The organism is Mesorhizobium sp. WSM4822, assembly GCF_055811155.1.
The window spans coordinates 1-17,965 of the sequence record NZ_JBVVQM010000017.1; the positions used below are offsets into that span (position 1 = coordinate 1).

The following is a 17,965-nucleotide window of genomic DNA, read 5'->3' on the forward strand; positions in this document are numbered from 1 at the left end:
GGAATCGCCGCCGAGGCCGAAGGTGCGCATGGCGACGGCCTCGACCATGGTGCGGAAGCCGCCGACGGTGGCGCCTTGGGGGGGGGGGGGGGGGGGGGGGGGGGCGCGCGGCCGCCGCCGCGGGGGGGGGGGGGGGGGGGGGGGGGCCCTGGCGCCGGCGTTACCCCCACCCCGATCCGCTGGGCGGATCGACCCTCCCCACAAGGGGGAGGGTGGGCGCCTCTACTGCCGCTTGTATTCCCGCACCGGCGACTTGGTGTCGTCGGTGTAGGTGACCTGCACCGACATCGATTTCACGCTGTCGGCGACCTTGAAATAGGGCTGGTAGTCGTAGGGGATGGCGTAAGGGTCCTTCTTGTCGCAGGGCGGCATCTTGATCTCCTTATCGAGCGCCGCGCCGTTCAGGCTGTAATGCACCTGTTTGATGGCGCAGCGGTAGGACAGCATCTGGGTGAAATAGACCAGCCCGTGATTGCCGCTGGCATCGAAAGCGATCCACGAGGTCCAGAACTGGTCGAGGATCTGCTTGTTGCCTTGCTGGAGCGCTGTCTCCGGGTCGAAGCGGATGTCGAACGGGCCGGTCTCGCGGCCCCTGATGTCGAGATATTTGATGGCGATAATGCCGGCCACGGTGCTGTCGGGCATCTCGAAGCTCGGATTGGCCATCGGCTTGCCGGTCGTCTGATCGTTCATCGCCAGGAAACCGGTGTCGGTGAACGGACCGCTGTCGCCCATGCGCCAGGAGATGGCGGTCGCCGGCTCCGGCAGCGAGATGGTCATCGACCAGCCCTGGTTGGAGCGCATCGGCGTCAGCGAAGGCACGAAGCGGGCGGGGTCGAGCACGTCGCCGAGTGCCGCCAGCCGGCTGCGGCTGCGGTCCAGCCAGTCGGCCAGCTGCGTCTGGTCGACGAAATATTTGAGCAGCCCGCCATCCTTCTCGTAGGACACGAACCTGGTCAGCGCCTTGGCCTCGTTGCGCTTGTCGGCCAGCGTCTGGGCGCCGAGCCGGTCTTCCGAAAACTCCTGCGCCAGCAGGAAATAGGCCGGCGCGAAATCCGCATTGGCTGATATGAAGGCGTTGAGCTTGTCGAGGCGCTGGGCGTCGTCGAACTGCTGGATATGCACAAGCTTGATCGACAGCGCCTTGCCCTTGTCGGCAAGCGCGCCGAACACTTCGCGCGCGCCGGCCTTACCGTCCTGCACCCGAAGCAGCGTGGCAAAGCGCGTGTAGGGGTCGATGGCGTCGACATCGAAACCGGCGAAGGCGAGGTAGGAGCGCCGCGCGTTGAGCATGTCGCCGGACAGCTCGTAGACGCGGGCATTGTGGTAGAATTCGTCCGGCCGCTTCGGCTCGGCAATCGCCCCGCCTTGCGCGGCCAAGGCGGCAAAGCCCTTGGCGATGGTGTCGATCGAGGCGGCGATCTGCTGCGTCGTTTCTTGCAGCTTCTCGGTCTGGGCCTGCTGCTGCGCCTGGCCGGCGGCCAGCGTCTCGGTCTGCTTCTTCACCTCGTCGGTGGTCTTCTGCACCTCCGCCGTCTGCTGCGTCTGCTGCTGCTGGGTCGAGGCGATCTCGTCGGCCTTTTTCGCCACCGTGTCGGTCGTCTGCTTGACCTGTTCGACCGTCTTTTGCGTCTGCGTGACGGTCTGCTCGATCCTGGCCACTTTTTCGGACACGATCCCCATCGACTGCTGCAGCCCGGCAATGGCCGGCACCAGGCTTGCGATCACCCCGTTCTGGGCGTTGGTCTGCTGCTGCAGGCCGTAGACGCCGCTGGCGACGGCAGCCGCTGTTGTGGCGAAAATCAAGGCCGGCAGTGCCTTGGCCGCCAGCACCAGCCTGAGCACGATGGCAATGGCGATGATGATTGCGGCCACCGCGGCGATCAGCGCGATATAGGCGGCGAACGGCGCCAGCGGATTGAGGATGTCTGATACGGCACCCCCGATAAAGGCGACGCTGCCGGCCCATTTGCCGGTGCGGCTGAGCGATGCCTTGATAAGCGAGGGCGCAGCGCCCCCGGCCCCGATATTCGTCATGCCAAGCCCCCAAGCCCTCGGATACCACGCCCCTTCCCACGGGAAACGCGGCCCTGGCAAGGAAAGACACGGGAAAACCGGCGTTTTCGGGGCAGATGCTCGGCGGGGCCGATAGCCGACGCCGGCGCTGCCCCTCATCCGCCTGCCGGCACCTTCTCCCCGTGAACGGGGAGAAGGGAGATGCCGCGGCGTTGGCGTTCACTCTGCGACGCCGGCGGTTGGCGAACCCGTCGAGGAGAGCGTCCTTCTCCCCGTTCACGGGGAGAAGATGGCGGCAGCCAGATGAGGGGCGGCGCCAAGCTCTGAAAATTGCGCAAACCTGGGCAAATGCCTTGCTGCCGCCATTAACCAAATGGACGCATCACATGCGTTACGTTAGCTTCGCCGCATCTCAGCAACAGCCGACCCCAGAACAGACTTGCCCTTGTACAACCCCCTTCCGCTCATCCAGAGATTTTTTGCGGCACTCGCCCTGCTGGTGCTGCTTGCCGGCTGCGCCACGACGCCGCCGGACTCGGTGCTGGCCGTGCCGGCGCCGGCGCAGAAATATGCGGCCATCGTCGTCGACGCCAGGACCGGCAAGCAGCTGTTCGAGGTCAGCTCGACGGCGCAGCGCTACCCGGCCTCGCTGACCAAGATGATGACGCTCTATCTGCTGTTCGAGGCGCTGGACTCCGGCCGCGTCAGCAAGCAGACGCAGATCCCGGTTTCGGACCATGCCGCCTCGCAGCCGCCGACCAAGCTGCGCTTCCGGCGCGGCGAGAGCATCGACGTCGATTCCGCGATCCGCGCCATCGTCGTCAAATCCGCCAACGACGTGGCCGTGGCGGTCGGCGAATATCTCGGCGGTTCGGAGGACCAGTTCGCCGCCATGATGACATCCAGGGCGCGCCAGCTCGGCATGACCAGCACCATTTTCCGCAACGCCTCCGGCCTGCCCGACGGTGGCCAGATGACGACGGCGCGCGACATGGCGGTGCTCGGCATGGCGCTGCATCGGCGCTTTCCCCAGCAGTTCCACTATTTCTCCGAAAGCGACTTCATGTTCCGCGGCCGGCTGGTGCGCGGCCATAACGACATGCTCGGACGCGTGCGCGGCGTCGACGGCATCAAGACCGGCTACATCAGGGCCTCGGGCTTCAACATCGTCACCTCCTACAATGCCGACGGCCGCAATTTGATCGTCGTGGTGATGGGCGCCGACTCAGCCCGCCAGCGCAACGACCATGTCGAAGCGCTGATCCAGCGCAGCCTGTCGCCGACCATGGATGGCGCGAAGACAAGGCTGATGTTCGCCGAGCAGTAGTGGCCGCGGCGCGGTTCGCGTCTGGGTGCACGGCTGCCGCCCACCACTTCGTCATCCACGGGCGAAGCAAGGAGCGTAGCGACGCGGCGCAGACCCGAGGATCCATGCCGGGACTCCAAACGCATCACCACGGTGCAGAACCTTGCGCACGCTGGCAGGACAGAGGGGGGTGATTGGCGCCAACATCGGGCAAGTTCTTCACCGCAAGCGACACTCGCAGGTCGCGGCATGGATCCCTTGGGCCGCGAAGCAGCTCCAGGGGTCTGCGCGTCCGCTTCGCTCCCGCTCCGCCCGTGGATGACGAAGTCGGGAAGCGATCAAAAACACTTGTAGTCCCACGAAATCCGTCGCGATGCTGGCGATGTTGCGGCATACGTCGCCCAGCACCATCAGGAGCCCGCCATGAGCACCGTCCCCAAAACGCCCGAGCAACCGGAAGACAACCAGCACGACAGCGGCGGCGAATATTTCGAGGCGCCGACCCTCAGTGAGCTGGAGGCCGGTCCGGTATCGGACGAGCACTTCGAGACGCCCGAAGTGCCGGACTCCGAACCCGCGGGCCCCGGCGCCCACCGTGGCAAGCCGAAGAAAAAACCGTCGGCGATCTCGGGCCGCAAATTCCGCAAGCGCGATCTGGTGCGCATCGACACGCTGCGCCCGAGCCTCGCCGACCGCATCCGCTCGGACCATCCCGACCTGCCGGCCGGCGCCCGCATCAGCCGTGCCGAGCTCGGACGCTACCGCATGCGCTACATGGAGGAGCTGCTGCAACAGGAGCACGGCGAATTCTCCGAGCTCGACCGCCAGGTGGTCGAATCGATCGCCAGGCAGGACACGATTTCCGAAAACTCGGAGGAGGAGTTCGAAGAGCACCGGACCTTCGCCGACCGCGTCTCCGACAACATGGCGGCCTTCGGCGGCAGCTGGTGGTTCCTGATCTCGTTCGGCAGCGTGCTTCTGGTGTGGATCGGCATCAACCTGCTCGAAGGCATGAGCGCCGCCTTCGACCCCTACCCCTTCATCCTGCTCAACCTGCTGCTCTCCTGCATCGCCGCCATCCAGGCGCCGATCATCATGATGAGCCAGCGGCGGCAGGAGTCCAAGGACCGCCTGCGCTCCTTCAACGACTACCGCGTCAACCTCAAGGCCGAGCTCGAAGTGCGCCACCTGCACGAAAAACTGGACTACCTCATCTCGCGCCAATGGACGCGGCTCGCCGAAATGCAGCAGATGCAGCTGGATGCGATGCACGAACTGGCGGGCGCGAAGAAGCCGAAGCGCGCGGTGCGCGGAAGGCGGACGGTGAAGGCGGGGGCGGAAACCTCATAGGCCGCAGCCTGGGCGCCCCGGGCCCAAGTCGCTGCGCCAATCTCCAATTGCCCGTTGAAGCCCGCGCCCGCTTCCGCTAAGAAGCCGTGACTTGCCGGTTCACCGGCTGGTTCGTTTTCCGGATTCCGGAAAGCACCCGTAGCTCAGCTGGATAGAGCGCTGCCCTCCGAAGGCAGAGGTCACAGGTTCGAATCCTGTCGGGTGCGCCAGTTAAGGCAATCCGCGATGCCAAATTTGAAAAATTTCACTACCAAGCCATGTTGTTAAGGGTCCCTTGGTGGCGCGTGTCTATTGTTTCGTTCAGTCTCTGACAGGTACCTTTCCATGACAGGCAAATACTACGAGTCACAGATAAAATGCGATGTCCTGAACGTGTTGCGGAAGCGCAAAATCATTGATTCCCGTTCGATCGTTGCGTCTGAATATGTTCTGGGCTCGACGGGACGGCGGGCCGATCTTGCTGTCTATAACGGGTCAAAGCTGATTGGTATCGAGATTAAGAGCAAGCATGACACGCTGGCTCGCCTAAAGCCTCAGCTTGATGTATACACGTCGTGCTTTGACGAGGTCATACTTGTCGCTGATGAGAAACATTTAACATCCGCTGTAGACATTGCTCCACCTGACGTTCGCATATTCGCCATAGGCGAATCGGGTTCGATCGAGATATGGCGGGAACCGCTAGAGCAGGGAGCAAAAATAAAATCTGTTGGCCTCAGATTGCTAACTATGAGCGAACTAAAGAAGCTAGCGGGAGTTCCCGTCGGTGCGTCGGTGAAGAAGACGGTACTCCTGCAACTTGCACAAGAGCTTTCCCAGGAACTCATCTTCGAAGCAGTCACGGCATCGTTCATCCAGACGTTTTCCGAGACGTCTGTCAATTTCTGGAATCGCGTGGGTAGAAGAAATGTCTCCAACAAAGAGATGTTTCATTTGAGCCGTTTTGCTCCGGAACGAATCAATGTGATCGAAAAGAAAGAGAAACAACAACTCTTCTGGGAATTGTGGAGGCTTCAGGCGAAAGAGACTCTCCAAGCCATGGGCGTTCAGAGATCGCTCCATTCAATTTCGGTTGGTTGATCGTCCGCGCCCGACTGCATGTGCATGTGGATGTTGATGCGAGCTGAGGTTGACATTTTCGGTGAGTAAATCGCGTTCTCCTCTCCGACCGCAGTTTTCTTGATCATCTCAGTACCCCAAATGCCCATATCCTTCCAATCTGGACACTTGGTGGCGCGTTTTGCAGCGAGCTGATAGGCCTCGTCGCGATCCTCTTCGTCAGCTTCCCGGAAAAATTTCCATTTGGTTGAAAAGGCATTGTCGATTCTAGGTGCTGGACTCCCACCACCGCCGCTTTGCTTCTCCGCTCGAACGCTGGCGCGATCGCAATAGATATTGTGGGTTTGGCCAATTTGCTCTGCGACCAACTTATAAAAGCTTCGTTCGAAAATCTCTTGTTCGACTATTCCCGTGAACGATGTGGGAAATGTTGACGCCGACACAGATATATAGCAATCAGCCAGTTCGGATCGTATGGCCTTGCATATATTGGTTGCAATCAGCGCCTTATTCAGGATGTTCTTGTCCTGGCGCTGAAAGTCGAGGATGAAATACACGTCCTCGTTAGAAGGATATCCCTTAAATAATTTTGCGATATCTGCCGAGAGAGAGAAAATTTGCTCATGAAGGCGAATTACAACGCCCCGGCCCATCGCTTTGAATGCCCTGATCTGAGGCACCAGCTCCTTCGGATCGTTGAGTTGGACCGTAGGAGTGAACGTTGGATTCTCATCGATCAAGTTACGCCAAGCCAAATACCCACCTTCGGAGTCTCGCAACGCGTCGAAAACGTCGTGCACCGGCCTTTTGTTTCCGTCGAAGATCTCATCCGTCAGATCAACAATAATCGGCTTACCGGAAGTACAGGCGGAAACCTTGGCTATCGTGCTTGGGAATTCCTTCGCGGTAGCCCAAGGCTGAAGGATTATAAAAGGAAGCAGGCCTGCCTTAACTTGGGGCGACAGTTCCTCTATAGCCTGCATCTCTGAGGGGCGAACTCCGAGAATTGGAACGTAACCAAATGCCCCAAAATCCATGATTTACATGCCTTATCTTATGGGATGCCCAGCCGAATCTTCATCGCAGCCTCGGACACGTTAAACTTATCAGCAAGGAAACCAACAACGTTGTCAACCTTAAGTGTCCTTGCCCTATCCAACCAATCATCAACGAGGTGTTGGGGCATCAATAGGTCAGCAGCAATTCTGTTGGCTTGCGCCTCGCGCCGATCTGACATTTCAGAGCGGTACAGAACGTCATCCGTAATCCCGTCCCCAATCTGGTCGCTATGCAGGAGATAGTGCCCGATTTCATGTGCAACAGTGAAACGCTGCCGACGCGCTGAGTCATTCCTATTGACCTTGATGACAAACTGCCCAGCATTGTCGGGGTCCGGCCTAATCTCTCCAGAAATCCCGCTAGGTAACGTTGTAGCAACCACCTTGACGCCTAATGCGTTAGCGATTGCCGATAAGCGAATAGGTGCTCCGTCCTGATGAGCTTGAATTATCGCCAGTATCCCGTCATCTAAAGAATGCCATTCTCGGCTCATCATTTTGGCTCTCCTCAGTCAGTAAAAGGCTTTTCTTCTGGTGGTGCCGGATCCTTCTCCGCGCGTGAAGATGCGTCATTCAATATTATTCTATCAACTCGCTCGGCCAATAGATTACGTAATTGCCCCTGCTGGAGTTGTTCGGATACATGCTGAATTATTACCGCCTCAATTCGTTTGGCGAATGGGCTATCGATCAGCATTTTTTCTAAGTGATTCTGCGAGGCAGTCTCTGTTAATTTCTGAAACTGCGAATAACCCCATATAGCCAGTATGGCTATAAATATAGCCAAATTATCACTACAGTTACCGCCGTTAGCATCACTGTTATAAAGTCGGTATACGACATGTTCAAACTCTGAATCTGTTCCGGCGCTATCTTTATGCGGACTAGAATACATGCAATGAGAACGGCCCCGGCGAGAAGCCCTAAAACGAAAATTGGCAGGTAATCAGTTTGCTCTCTATCTCGCACGATTCTCTTTCGACGCTGTGTTCTCATTATGTTCACATTCGACGGACTGTCGTCAAGAGGATCTAGATGCGGACTGGCGCAGATATGCACCCAGCTCATCCTGCTTTACGTCCAGGGATTGCCATGCATGTTCGAAGATTTTCGCGCAGGCTTTTTTGGCGCGCGCCTGTTGCGCGGGGATGACCCGGTCGATGGAGTTGTCCAACTGCATCACCGGTGATGGTCGCGTCATCAGTGTTCGAACGATGGTGAAGTCGAAAGCTGGTCCTTTGAGCCTCCGAGCGCTGCGACAACTTCCGGAAAGGTGGCGTATGCCCTGTCGACGACGCGACAGCTCGGTTCGGACTATGCGATAGTCGTTGCCAGCCGCACCGCCGTCAACCAGCCTTCACCGCCCTTACACTCTCCCTTTCCACCAGCGGGCACTCCAGCTTCGTGATCGGGTACCTCCCGCGTCCAGGCGCCGCCGGCGCCTCCAGCTGTTCGATCGCCCATTGGCCCATCGCCATGTGCGGCAGGATCGAGGTGGTCAGCGGCGGGAACAAATGCCTGGCGATTTCCTCGTCGTCGTAGCCGACCACGGAAATGTCTTGCGGGATGTGCAGGCCGGCTTCCTTCAGCGCTTCGTAGCAGCCGATGGCTGTGCGGTCGTTCTGGCAGAAGATGGCGGTGGGCCTGTCCCTGAGCGCCAGCAGCTTGACGGTGGCGGCATAGCCGGCGCTGGCCGACCAGTCGCCCTCGACCACCAGGTCGGGATCGAACGGGATGTCGGCGGTGGCGAGCGCGCGGCGGTAGCCTTTCAGCCGGTCCTGGGCCGCCTGCATCCACGGCTCGCCGGTGATGGTGGCGATGCGGCGGTGGCCGTGGCTGATCAAATGCCGGGTCGAGCTCTGGCCGCCGGCGATCTCGCTCGGCACCACGGCGGGGAAGGCGTAGTCTGATGTGTAGCAGTTGAGCAGGATCACGGGGATGTCGAGGCCGTAGAGGTAATCGGGCGCCGTGATCTCGCGGGTGAAGATGGTCATGTAGATCAGCGCCGAAATGCCCCGCTTGGTCAGCGCCGAAATGGCGCGCGGTTCCATGACGGAATCGCCCAGCGTCTGCGCCACCAGAAGCACGTTGCCGGCATTCCACGAGGCCTGGCGCGCGCCCTCGATGGCGACCACGGCTTCCGGACTGGTGGCGAGCTGGTCCACGGCGAAGCCGATCACCCCGTCCAGCCCTTCGAAGGCGGCCCCCCCGAAGGCAGGCAACGTCGGGTGAAGGGCCTCGAAAGCGGGCGCGGCGTAGCCAAGTGCGCGCGCGGCTTCGATCACCCGCTCGCGGGTCTGCTGCGACAGCTTGATCCCCGGCGAATTGTTGAGCACGAAGGAGACGGTCGCCTGCGAGCAGCCGGCGGCCCTGGCGATGTCGATCATGGTGACGCGGCCCTTGGCGCCCTTGGCCGGCGCCTTGCGCCGCCTCGCCGTGTCGCTGGCCCGATCCGTCGTCTCGCTCATGGCAAATCCCAGTCTGGCAGGCCGGTCAGGCCGGCAAGGTGGTGTGACGCCGTCGGTATATAGAGATAACGTCAAAGCCGTTTATAACTATTAGTATACCGGAGGTCCATCCGCCACGGATCTCCATACAACCCAAAACTCAAAGGGCGAAAGGCTTGGGCTGCGGCTCAGCGGTGGCGACGGCTCGTGGACGTATACGCATCGAAACCGCTGATATTGCCTCAAAACTAATACAGTTTACTAATACAAAAATGCGCTGTACCGTCAATCCGTCGCGTCCGGCCGGTCAGGTCCGGGGCGGCGGGAGAGTACGAAAAATGGCCCGGTGGCGAGCGGATACGACCTCCGCAAGCCTTGTCTCGCATATGTGATATGTCAGACAAATCGGACTATTTACGAACGAAGGATGAGTCTTTAAGGTCCATGATCGTGGCTGGAACGACGCCATTCTTCGGTGCCGGGAACCCCTTTGAGGAGGAGGGCGTCCACGCTGCAAACGGCAAATCAGGTCAGTGCCAAAATCAGGTTAATGCAAGATCGGCCGGTCCAACGACTGAGCCAAACGGGAGGTTGAACATGAAATCCTTGATACGAACTGCATCCGTAGCCGCGACCGCGCTGCTGCTTGGCCTGTCGGCCACGGCCATCGCGCGCGCCCAAGACAAGCCGACGCTGGCCTTCGTCGTCAACGGCGCTTCCGATTTCTGGAAGGCCGCCGAAGCCGGCGTCAAGAAGGCGCAGGGCGAACTGCCCGACTACAATCTTGAGCTCAAATATCCCGAGCAGTCCTCGGTCGCCATCCAGCAGCGGCTGATGGACGATCTGGTGACCGCAGGCGTCAAGGGCATCATGGTCTCGGCCGTCGATCCCAAGACCTCGACCGATGGGTTGAACAAGATCGCCTCGGAAACGGCGCTGTTCACCACCGACTCTGACGCACCGCAGACCAAGCGCGTCGCCTATATCGGCTCGTCCAATGTCGACGCCGGCAAGCAGGCGGCCGAAATCGCCAAGAAGGCGATGCCCAATGGCGGAAAATGCCTCGGCTTCGTCGGCCTGCTCGGCGCCGACAATGCCAAGGAGCGCATCCAGGGCATGAAGGACGGCCTCGCCGGCACCAAGATCGAGCTGATCGACGTGCGCGGCGACGACATCGACCAGGCGCGCGCCAAGAAGAATGTCGAGGACGCGCTGGTCGCCAGCCCCGACGTCACCTGCATGGTCGGCTTCTACTCCTACAACACGCCGCGCATCTATGAAGCGCTGCGCGACGCCGGCAAGCTCGGCTCGATAACCGTCGTCGGTTTCGATGACGATCCGATCACGCTGGGCGGCGTCAAGGAAGGCACCGTTGCCGCAACCGTCGTGCAGCAGCCCTTCGAATGGGCCTATCAGGGCATGAAGCTGATGGCGGCCTATCTCAAGGGCGACAAGTCGGGCATCCCGGAAGGCAACCTCATCATCATCCCGACCAAGATCATCGGCAAGGATGACGTCGACGCCTACGCCGCCAATCTGAAGGCGATGTCTGGAAACTAAGACTTGAAGCAGTTCAGCCGGCTCAACGTCGCTTGGGCCGGCTGCTCGCATTGACGAACCGCACGCGGATCGTCAGTCTGCCAAAAGGTCGGCCCGCCAATCGCTGTCAGGCATGATGAATTATTCCGATACATCCATCGTCGCGACTAGCTCGTTCCTCAGCCTCGAGAACGTGCGCAAGACCTATCCGGGCGTCGTCGCGCTCGACGGCTTCTCCATGGAGGTCAGGCCGGGCGAGGTCATCGGCCTCGTCGGTGAAAACGGCGCCGGCAAATCGACCTTGATGAAGATCCTCGGCGGCGTCACCACGCCCGACAGCGGCACGATCACCGTCGACGGCACCGCGCATGACAGGCTCTCCGTCGAAGCCAGCCTGGGCTCGGGCATCGCCTTCGTCCACCAGGAACTCAACCTGTTCGAGAATCTCGATGTCGCCGCCAACATCTTCTTCGGCCGCGAGCCGTTGCGCGCCGGGCCGCTGAAACTCGTCGACCGCGCCAAGCTGCGCACCATGGTGGCGCCGCTGTTGAAGCGCGTCGGCGCCAATTTTTCCGCCGACACGCCGGTTGCGACCCTGTCGCTGGCGCAGCAGCAGATGGTCGAGATCGCCAAGGCGCTGTCGATCGAGGCAAGGCTGGTCATCCTCGACGAGCCGACGTCGAGCCTGCCGCTCGCCGAAACCGACAAATTGCTCGACGTCATCAAGGCGCTGAAGGCCGACGGCATCAGCGTCATCTTCATTTCGCACCGCCTGCACGAGGTCGAGCGCGTCGCCGACCGCGTCGTCGTGCTGCGCGACGGCATGCTGGCCGGTACGCTGGGCAAGCACGACATCGGCCACGACCAGATGGTCAAGCTGATGATCGGCCGCATGCTGAAGGAGCGCGAGAAAGCCTCGGAAGCGGCGCGGGCGCCCGGCGCCGTAGCGCTTGCGGCCAAGGCCATCCGCACACCTGCCTATCCCGGCCGGCCGGTCGACCTCGACGTCAGGCGCGGCGAAATCCTCGGTCTTGCCGGCCTTGTCGGTTCCGGCCGCACCGAGCTGGCGCGGGTGTTCTTCGGCATCGACTCGAAGCTTGGCGGCACGCTGGAACTCGACGGCAAGCCGCTTGCGCTGGCGTCCGCGGCCGACGCCGTCGCGCATGGCATCTTCCTGGTGCCGGAAGACCGTAAGCTCACCGGCATCCTGCTCGACCTGTCGATCGCGCAGAATATTTCCCTGCCCAATCTGCCGGCGCATGCGCGCCGCTCGCTGGTGTCCTCAAGCGCCGAGACCGCCACCGCCGAGAAGCAGAAGAAGGATCTCGGCATCAAGGCGCCTTCGGTGCAGACGCGCACCGGCACGCTGTCGGGCGGCAACCAGCAGAAGGTCGTGCTCGGCAAGTGGCTGGCCATGAACCCCAAAGTGATGATTTTGGACGAGCCGACGCGCGGCATCGACATCGGCGCCAAGGCGGAAATCTACGGGCTGATGCGGGCGCTCGCCGATGCCGGCGTCGCCGTGCTGATGATCTCGTCGGACATGGAAGAGGTGATCGGCGTGTCCGACCGCATCGCCGTCATGCATGAGGGCCAGATCTCCGGCATTCTCGACAAGGATCGGTTCAGCCAGGAAAACGTGCTGCTGCTGGCGGTGGGCAAGCAGCCGAAGTAGTTTTGCCGGGGTCTCGCTCAAGCGCGATCCGCTCAGGCATTGGGGAGAAGACGATGAGCAAGAAAGATCTCGGCCTGCTGATCCTGATCCTGGTGGTCGGGGCGATCGTGGCGATCATCAATCCGCGCTTCCTGCTGCCGATCAACCTCGCCAACACCTCGAACCTGATCGGCCTGTTCGGCATCCTGTCGATCGGCCAAGCCTTCGTCATCATCACCGGCGGCATCGAATTGTCGGTCGGCTCGGTGGTCGCGCTGCTCGGCACACTGTTCATCGACTTCATCGCCGTGCGTGGCATGGAATGGCCGCTGGCCTTCGTGCTCATCCTGGTGCTTGGCGCCATCATCGGCCTGGCGCATGGCTGGCTGATCACAAGGCTCAAGCTGCAGCCCTTCGTCGTCACCTTGTGCGGCCTGCTGATCTATCGCGGCGTCGCCCGCTTCTACACCGCCGACGGCACCGCGGGTTTTGCCTTCGGCCAGAATTTTCCCGACCTCGAATTCCTCACCGCCGGGCGCTCCTATGGCGTTCCCAACAGCTTCATCGCGCTGATCGTCATTTCCATCATCATGTGGGTGGTGCTGCACCGCTCGGTGTTCGGCCGCTATCTCTACGCCATCGGCAAGAACGAGGAGGCGGCGAAATATTCCGGCATCCGCACCGGCCGCGTCGTCATCGCCGCCTATGTCATCTGCGGCGTTCTGACGGCGCTGTCGGCGATCTATTTCGCCATGTACACGCGCTCGATCTCACCGGCCAGCCACGGCCAGTTCTACGAACTCTACGCCATCGCCGCAGCCGTGCTCGGCGGCTTTTCGCTGCGCGGCGGCGAAGGTTCGCTGATCGGCGTCATCCTCGGCACGGTGCTGCTGCAGGAGCTGCAGAACCTCGTCAACCTGCTCGGCATCCCGTCCTCGCTCAATTTCGCGGTGATGGGCGGCGTCATCCTCATCGGCGTGCTGGTCGACCAGCAATGGGGCGTGTTCCGGGAACGGCGGCTGATGGTCGACGCCACCCGCAAAAGCGCTGCCGGCGCGGCCGCGGAATAGCGCCTCGCGGCGAATGGCGGGCGATGGCTGCAATTCCTGAACCGTTGACGCTCAGGGCCGGCGCGCTCGAAGCCGAACTGGTGCCGCAAATCGGCGGCAGCCTCGGCGCGCTGCGCTGGCGCGGCATCGATCTCATGCGCAGGCTCTCGGACCATGATCGCGAAGCCGGCAATGTGCTTGGCGTCGCCATGTTCCCGATGACCCCCTACGCCAACCGCATCGCCGGAAACACCTTCGAGTTTCGAGCGATGCGCTGGCGAGTCCAGCCCAACAATCCGCCCGAAGCCATCAACGTGCATGGCAGCGGTTGGAAACACCCCTGGACTGTCACTGTGGCGGGCGACGCCCAGGCAACGCTGTCGCTGGATATCGCAGCCGGCCTCGAAGCCTACTCCTATCACGCGACGCAGGCTTTCGTGCTGTCCGAAGAAGGCCTCGACGTGACCATGACACTGACCAACACGGGGCCGGTTTCCATGCCGTTTGGTTTCGGCCTGCATCCCTGGTTCGATCGCGACCCGGACGTCACGCTGCAATTCAAGGCCGCGCGGTTCTATCTGGAGGAACCGCAAGGCATCGCCGGCGATCCGATAGCGCTTGCGCCCGAACTCGACTTCGCCGAGGGCCGGCCTTTACCCGCCGGCTGGCGCAACAATGATTATGGCGGCTGGACGGGTGAGGCGACGCTTCGCTTTCCGGCGCGCGGCGCGGGTTTGCGCATCAAGGCCGATCCGATCTTCAAGCACCTGATGCTGTACGCCGACCCGGCCAAGCCTTACTTTTGCGTCGAACCGCAGACCATGGCCTCCGGTGCTTTCAACCGGGGCGGATGGAGCGATCCGGACGAGGGCGCCATCGTGCTCGCCCCAGGTGAAAGCATCGCCGGCACCGTCTCGTTCACGCCCTTCGCGCTTGGGGCCTGAAGGCCTATTTCAGATCAGGCCCGACATGTCGGAAAAAGCCATCGCCTTGCGCAGCACCTCGGCGAAGCGTTCGCCGGCCGCCTCGCGCGGGCCGCTGTTGTCGATCGAGGTGACGCCGGACCCGGACAGAGTGACATTGGCGCTGCGTGCCAGCCGCGCCAGCACTTCGCCGCGTGACTCGCGGCCGCGCATCGCCAGACGCTCGGCCAGCACTTCAGGCGAGGCGGTGATCTCGACGATGGCCAGATTGGCATAGCGTTCGCGCAAGGAGGGGATGATCGCGCGCGACACATTGGCGACAGCGACACGGCCATTGGCGACGGACCAGTCGACATCGGCGGGGATGCCGTAGCGCAAGCCGTGCGCTTCCCAGGAGATGGCGAAGGCGCCATCGGCTTCGGCCTCGACGAAGGCGGCATCGGCCAGCGTGTCGTGGTCCTCGCTGGCGACATCGCTCGGCCGCGTGATGACGCGGCGGACGAACTCCAGCCTTGTCTCATCGGCAAAGCGGGCGCGGGCGTAGCCGATCACTGTGTCCTTGCCGGCGCCGCTTGGGCCGACGACGGCGACGAAAACGCCATCGCGGATCGGAAACGTCTCGGCCGACAATTCCCGCTCGATCGACGCCGACACCATCATGCGACCCGGCTTCCCTGCCGCCACACGGTACGCACCACCGGGACATGGTCGTCGACGCGCACCCGCACCAGGTCGGCGCGGCGGCCCTGTTCGATGACGCCGCGATCGGTCAGGCCAACCGCATCGGCCGGGTTCTTCGAGACCATGGCGACGGCCTGCGGCAGGGAAATGCCTTCGACGACATCGCCGAGGAAGAACGCCGACTGGATCAGGCTGAAGGGAATGTAGTCGGACGACAAGATGTCGAGCAGGCCGTCGCTGGCCAGCGTACGGGCCGAGACATTGCCCGAATGCGAGGCGCCGCGCATGACGTTGGGCGCGCCCATCAGCACGCCCATCCCGGCCTCTTTCGAGGCCCTGGCGGCCTCTTCCGTGGTCGGGAATTCGGCGACGCGCACGCCCTGCTCGATCGCCTCGTCGACATGGCCTGATGTGGCGTCGTCGTGGCTGGCCAGCACGATGCCGCGCTCCTGGCAGGCGGCTGATATCACCGCCCGGTTCGGCGCCGAATTGCGCGCCGATTCGGCCATCCGCTTTTCGCAGAACAGCTTGAAGTCGCGATCGGTCAGCTTCAGCTTGCGCTGGTAATAGTAGGCATAAGTCTCGAGATCGACGAACTGGCGCTGGCCTGGCGCATGGTCCATCAGCGACGCCAGCTTGACCCGCTCGTCGTCGTCGAAATTGGCGAAAGCCCTGAGGCAGTCCGGTGCCGAAACCTCGCAGCGCAGGTGGATGAAATGGTCGGCGCGCAGACGGTCCTGCTTCACACTGTCCTCGATAGCGTCGGCCAGCTTGCGGATGTCGGCCGATGTCAGGTCGGCGTCTTCGTCCATGCCGACGCGCAAGGCGTCGAGCACGGTGGTGATGCCGGCGGTCGCCACCTGCGCGTCATGGGCGAGCACGGCGGCGATCGGATTCCAGCGCACCTTGGGCCGCGGCGCGTAGTGGCCTTCGAGATGGTCGGTGTGCAATTCGACCAGCCCGGGAATGATATAGTCGCCGCCCATATCCTCGCCGATGCGGCTGATGCCGGATTCGATGCCGGCGATAAAGCCGTCGCGCAGCACCAGCGAACCTTCGACGATCTCGTCGGCAAGCACGATGCGGGCATTGTGGAGAACAGTCTCGGCGGTCATTTCAGGCAGTCCTTCAGGCGGTTTTTCTGGCCGGGCGGCGCCCGAGCGCGTGATGCGAGAGCACCATGAACGGTGCACCCGGTTCGGTTTCGACAAACAAGGTCAGCGCATCCACCAGCACCTTCTGTTGCAGCACTTCCGCGAACAGGCTGTCGATCGCTGCGCGCAAACGAGGGCTTTCCTGTGACCCCGCCCGGCCGGAGAGCGTCATGTGGAAGCGAAAGGTTTCGAAGACATAGGGATAACCCCATTGGCAGAGATTGCGGAACTCGGCCGGCTTCAGCGAATCCGGGCTGCGCCGCTCGATTTCCGCTTCGCTCAGCGGTGCGCGAAACCGGTCGAAATCGCGCACCACGTCATCGGCGAACCGGTTGAGCGCAGGCACTGGCCCTTCCGGCACCAATGCGAAGAAGCCGTCGATCTGGCTGACCACGAGACGCGGGATGGTCACCAACGGCGTCGCCTCGGCGAATTGGTCGAGTGCGGCGCGCAGCGAGGCTTCCGTCTCGTCGGCAGCCAGGCGGAAGGGGGCTTTCAGCGTTGCGTGAAAGCCATAGCGGCGCGCCGAAGCGGTGTGGAAAGCGACTTCCGCCGCCGACAGGTCCGCCACCGCTTCGACCGGCCTCGTCGCGGCGCCGAACGCGTCGCGGCCCAGCCAGTCGGCGGCGATCCGCGCCAGAGGCTCGTCCTGCCGGGGGGTGAAATAGAGGGCGTAGCGCATGGAAAGTCCTTGTCAGCTTCGCTGCCATAGGTGATTTCCATGACGAATTGACGAAGCCTTGCTGGCTTTCAGGTAACAAAACGCTGCGGCGGGGTCATTAGCCGACGATTTTTTCGTGCTGGACCAGGGAGCGAGTGCTCACGCAGCGACCGATCAGGCCTTCATCAACCACTCGTGCTCGGGCGCGTTGTGGAATTTCCACGTCCGCTTCGGCCCTGCCATGACGTTGAGATAATAGAGGTCGTAGCCGTGGCAGGCGGCGCAGGGGTGATAACCCTCGGGCACCAGCACGACATCGCCATCCTCGATCGCCATCGCTTCGTCGAGCGCGCGGTGGCCATTCTTGTCGGCATCGGTGTAGACGCGCTGGAAGGCAAAACCCTGCGGCGGGTTGAGGCGGTGATAGTAGGTTTCCTCGAGGTAGGATTCGGCGGGTAGATTGTCCTGGTCGTGCTTGTGCGGCGGATAGCTCGACGTGTGGCCGCCGGGCGTGATCACCTCGACCACCAGCAGCGAATCGGCCGGCTTGCCTTCCGGCAGGATGTTGGTGACGTAGCGGGTGTTGGTGCCCTTGCCGCGCACCTCCTGGCCGAGGTCGTCCGGCGCGATCACCCGCACCGGCAGACCGCCGCCAAGGCCCGGCGCCGAGCAGACCGCGAGTTCCAGTCCGGTGTCCGCTGTCACCGACCAGTCCGAACCCTCAGGCACATACACCGACCACGGCTTGCCCTCGAAGGGCGACATGCGCTCGCCGAGCAGGCCGAGCTCCTTGCCACCGGCTGACGCCTTGCCCTTGCCGGTGACGAACACCAGGCAGACTTCACGATCCTCCGTCTTGCCGGAGACGCTCTCGCCGGGCTTCAGCCGATGCAGGTCGAAACCGACATAGGTCCAGCCGGCGCTTTTCGGCGTCACATGGGCGACGCGGCCAAGGCCTTTGTCGGCTTTGACGAGCAGCTTCGACATTTTTGTCTCCTATTCCGTTGGCTTGAAGGACTCCGTGAAGCCAAGCCGCCTGTTTGAAAGGGCCATCGCAAATCTTCGGCC

General features: G+C 62.1%; 17 protein-coding genes and 1 tRNA gene. 8 read left to right on the forward strand and 10 right to left on the reverse strand.

The window, feature by feature from the left end; all coding sequences use genetic code 11:
* Positions 1-222: 222 nt before the first annotated feature.
* Entirely contained in the window at positions 223-2,037 is a 1,815-nt protein-coding gene (locus tag AC0L3E_RS30005; protein ID WP_473606347.1) for a methyl-accepting chemotaxis protein, read from the reverse strand.
* A gap of 424 nt (positions 2,038-2,461) precedes the next feature.
* On the opposite strand from AC0L3E_RS30005, the gene AC0L3E_RS30010 reads away from it, so the two are divergent.
* The 4 genes from AC0L3E_RS30010 to AC0L3E_RS30025 all read left to right on the forward strand — a co-directional run bounded on the left by AC0L3E_RS30010 (position 2,462) and on the right by AC0L3E_RS30025 (position 5,752).
* On the forward strand, positions 2,462-3,343 hold the full coding sequence (locus tag AC0L3E_RS30010) for a D-alanyl-D-alanine carboxypeptidase family protein (RefSeq protein ID WP_473606348.1): 882 nt from the start codon (positions 2,462-2,464) through the stop codon (positions 3,341-3,343).
* Positions 3,344-3,745: 402 nt separating this feature from the next.
* Positions 3,746-4,672: a DUF1003 domain-containing protein gene (locus tag AC0L3E_RS30015; protein WP_473606349.1), complete on the forward strand. Its 927-nt coding sequence runs from the start codon at positions 3,746-3,748 to the stop codon at positions 4,670-4,672.
* Between the two features lie 132 nt (positions 4,673-4,804).
* Positions 4,805-4,881 (forward strand) — tRNA-Arg (locus AC0L3E_RS30020).
* 115 nt (positions 4,882-4,996) lie between these two features.
* Complete coding sequence (locus tag AC0L3E_RS30025) at positions 4,997-5,752, forward strand: sce7726 family protein (protein WP_473606350.1); 756 nt, start codon at positions 4,997-4,999, stop codon at positions 5,750-5,752.
* On the opposite strand, the gene AC0L3E_RS30030 is transcribed toward AC0L3E_RS30025, so the two are convergent.
* The 5 genes from AC0L3E_RS30030 to AC0L3E_RS30050 form a co-directional block, all read right to left on the reverse strand.
* Positions 5,719-6,768, reverse strand: a complete 1,050-nt coding sequence (locus AC0L3E_RS30030) for a beta family protein (RefSeq protein ID WP_473606351.1) — start codon at positions 6,766-6,768, stop codon at positions 5,719-5,721. The genes AC0L3E_RS30025 and AC0L3E_RS30030 overlap by 34 nt on opposite strands.
* Positions 6,769-6,785: 17 nt before the next feature.
* Entirely contained in the window at positions 6,786-7,286 is a 501-nt protein-coding gene (locus AC0L3E_RS30035; protein WP_473606352.1) for an ImmA/IrrE family metallo-endopeptidase, read from the reverse strand.
* Positions 7,287-7,297: 11 nt separating this feature from the next.
* Positions 7,298-7,684 carry a hypothetical protein gene (locus tag AC0L3E_RS30040; RefSeq protein WP_473606353.1) on the reverse strand — a complete coding sequence of 129 codons (387 nt, stop codon included), beginning with the start codon at positions 7,682-7,684 and terminating at the stop codon, positions 7,298-7,300.
* A gap of 126 nt (positions 7,685-7,810) precedes the next feature.
* On the reverse strand, positions 7,811-7,990 hold the full coding sequence (locus AC0L3E_RS30045; protein ID WP_473606354.1) for a hypothetical protein: 180 nt from the start codon (positions 7,988-7,990) through the stop codon (positions 7,811-7,813).
* Between the two features lie 145 nt (positions 7,991-8,135).
* On the reverse strand, positions 8,136-9,257 hold the full coding sequence (locus tag AC0L3E_RS30050) for a LacI family DNA-binding transcriptional regulator (RefSeq protein WP_473606355.1): 1,122 nt from the start codon (positions 9,255-9,257) through the stop codon (positions 8,136-8,138).
* 576 nt (positions 9,258-9,833) lie between these two features.
* Between AC0L3E_RS30050 and AC0L3E_RS30055 the strand changes: the two genes are divergently transcribed.
* The 4 genes from AC0L3E_RS30055 (at position 9,834) to AC0L3E_RS30070 (ending at position 14,422) form a co-directional block, all read left to right on the forward strand.
* Complete coding sequence (locus tag AC0L3E_RS30055; RefSeq protein ID WP_127330493.1) at positions 9,834-10,796, forward strand: sugar-binding protein; 963 nt, start codon at positions 9,834-9,836, stop codon at positions 10,794-10,796.
* 115 nt (positions 10,797-10,911) lie between these two features.
* Complete coding sequence (locus AC0L3E_RS30060; protein ID WP_473606395.1) at positions 10,912-12,450, forward strand: sugar ABC transporter ATP-binding protein; 1,539 nt, start codon at positions 10,912-10,914, stop codon at positions 12,448-12,450.
* A 53-nt stretch (positions 12,451-12,503) separates the two neighbouring features.
* Positions 12,504-13,499 carry an ABC transporter permease gene (locus tag AC0L3E_RS30065; protein WP_128289663.1) on the forward strand — a complete coding sequence of 332 codons (996 nt, stop codon included), beginning with the start codon at positions 12,504-12,506 and terminating at the stop codon, positions 13,497-13,499.
* A gap of 23 nt (positions 13,500-13,522) precedes the next feature.
* The gene (locus tag AC0L3E_RS30070; RefSeq protein WP_473606357.1) at positions 13,523-14,422 is read left to right on the forward strand and encodes an aldose 1-epimerase; all 900 of its coding nucleotides are present in this window, start codon (positions 13,523-13,525) and stop codon (positions 14,420-14,422) included.
* 9 nt (positions 14,423-14,431) lie between these two features.
* Here AC0L3E_RS30070 and phnN read toward each other — a convergent pair whose 3' ends face one another.
* The 4 genes from phnN to iolB all read right to left on the reverse strand — a co-directional run bounded on the left by phnN (position 14,432) and on the right by iolB (position 17,884).
* Positions 14,432-15,061, reverse strand: a complete 630-nt coding sequence (phnN, locus tag AC0L3E_RS30075) for a phosphonate metabolism protein/1,5-bisphosphokinase (PRPP-forming) PhnN (protein WP_164748922.1) — start codon at positions 15,059-15,061, stop codon at positions 14,432-14,434.
* Positions 15,058-16,197 (reverse strand): alpha-D-ribose 1-methylphosphonate 5-triphosphate diphosphatase, encoded by a 1,140-nt coding sequence (locus AC0L3E_RS30080; RefSeq protein WP_473606358.1) that lies wholly within the window; start codon positions 16,195-16,197, stop codon positions 15,058-15,060. Before AC0L3E_RS30080 ends, phnN begins: the two co-directional genes overlap by 4 nt.
* Positions 16,198-16,210: 13 nt before the next feature.
* Positions 16,211-16,918: a DUF1045 domain-containing protein gene (locus AC0L3E_RS30085; protein ID WP_473606359.1), complete on the reverse strand. Its 708-nt coding sequence runs from the start codon at positions 16,916-16,918 to the stop codon at positions 16,211-16,213.
* Between the two features lie 153 nt (positions 16,919-17,071).
* A complete protein-coding gene (iolB, locus tag AC0L3E_RS30090) occupies positions 17,072-17,884 on the reverse strand; it encodes a 5-deoxy-glucuronate isomerase (RefSeq protein WP_127382913.1) in 813 nt (270 codons plus the stop codon).
* Positions 17,885-17,965 lie beyond the last annotated feature (81 nt).

Bases quoted from the DNA above. Each gene is read 5' to 3' on its own strand.
- AC0L3E_RS30005 (WP_473606347.1), bottom strand. From the start codon at position 2,037: ATGACGAATATCGGGGCCGGGGGCGCTGCGCCCTCGCTTATCAAGGCA.
- AC0L3E_RS30015 (WP_473606349.1), top strand. From the start codon at position 3,746: ATGAGCACCGTCCCCAAAACGCCCGAGCAACCGGAAGACAACCAGCAC.
- AC0L3E_RS30025 (WP_473606350.1), top strand. From the start codon at position 4,997: ATGACAGGCAAATACTACGAGTCACAGATAAAATGCGATGTCCTGAAC.
- AC0L3E_RS30030 (WP_473606351.1), bottom strand. From the start codon at position 6,768: ATGGATTTTGGGGCATTTGGTTACGTTCCAATTCTCGGAGTTCGCCCC.
- AC0L3E_RS30035 (WP_473606352.1), bottom strand. From the start codon at position 7,286: ATGATGAGCCGAGAATGGCATTCTTTAGATGACGGGATACTGGCGATA.
- AC0L3E_RS30040 (WP_473606353.1), bottom strand. From the start codon at position 7,684: ATGTATTCTAGTCCGCATAAAGATAGCGCCGGAACAGATTCAGAGTTT.
- AC0L3E_RS30045 (WP_473606354.1), bottom strand. From the start codon at position 7,990: ATGACGCGACCATCACCGGTGATGCAGTTGGACAACTCCATCGACCGG.
- AC0L3E_RS30050 (WP_473606355.1), bottom strand. From the start codon at position 9,257: ATGAGCGAGACGACGGATCGGGCCAGCGACACGGCGAGGCGGCGCAAG.
- AC0L3E_RS30055 (WP_127330493.1), top strand. From the start codon at position 9,834: ATGAAATCCTTGATACGAACTGCATCCGTAGCCGCGACCGCGCTGCTG.
- AC0L3E_RS30060 (WP_473606395.1), top strand. From the start codon at position 10,912: ATGAATTATTCCGATACATCCATCGTCGCGACTAGCTCGTTCCTCAGC.
- AC0L3E_RS30065 (WP_128289663.1), top strand. From the start codon at position 12,504: ATGAGCAAGAAAGATCTCGGCCTGCTGATCCTGATCCTGGTGGTCGGG.
- AC0L3E_RS30070 (WP_473606357.1), top strand. From the start codon at position 13,523: ATGGCTGCAATTCCTGAACCGTTGACGCTCAGGGCCGGCGCGCTCGAA.
- phnN (WP_164748922.1), bottom strand. From the start codon at position 15,061: ATGATGGTGTCGGCGTCGATCGAGCGGGAATTGTCGGCCGAGACGTTT.
- AC0L3E_RS30080 (WP_473606358.1), bottom strand. From the start codon at position 16,197: ATGACCGCCGAGACTGTTCTCCACAATGCCCGCATCGTGCTTGCCGAC.
- AC0L3E_RS30085 (WP_473606359.1), bottom strand. From the start codon at position 16,918: ATGCGCTACGCCCTCTATTTCACCCCCCGGCAGGACGAGCCTCTGGCG.
- iolB (WP_127382913.1), bottom strand. From the start codon at position 17,884: ATGTCGAAGCTGCTCGTCAAAGCCGACAAAGGCCTTGGCCGCGTCGCC.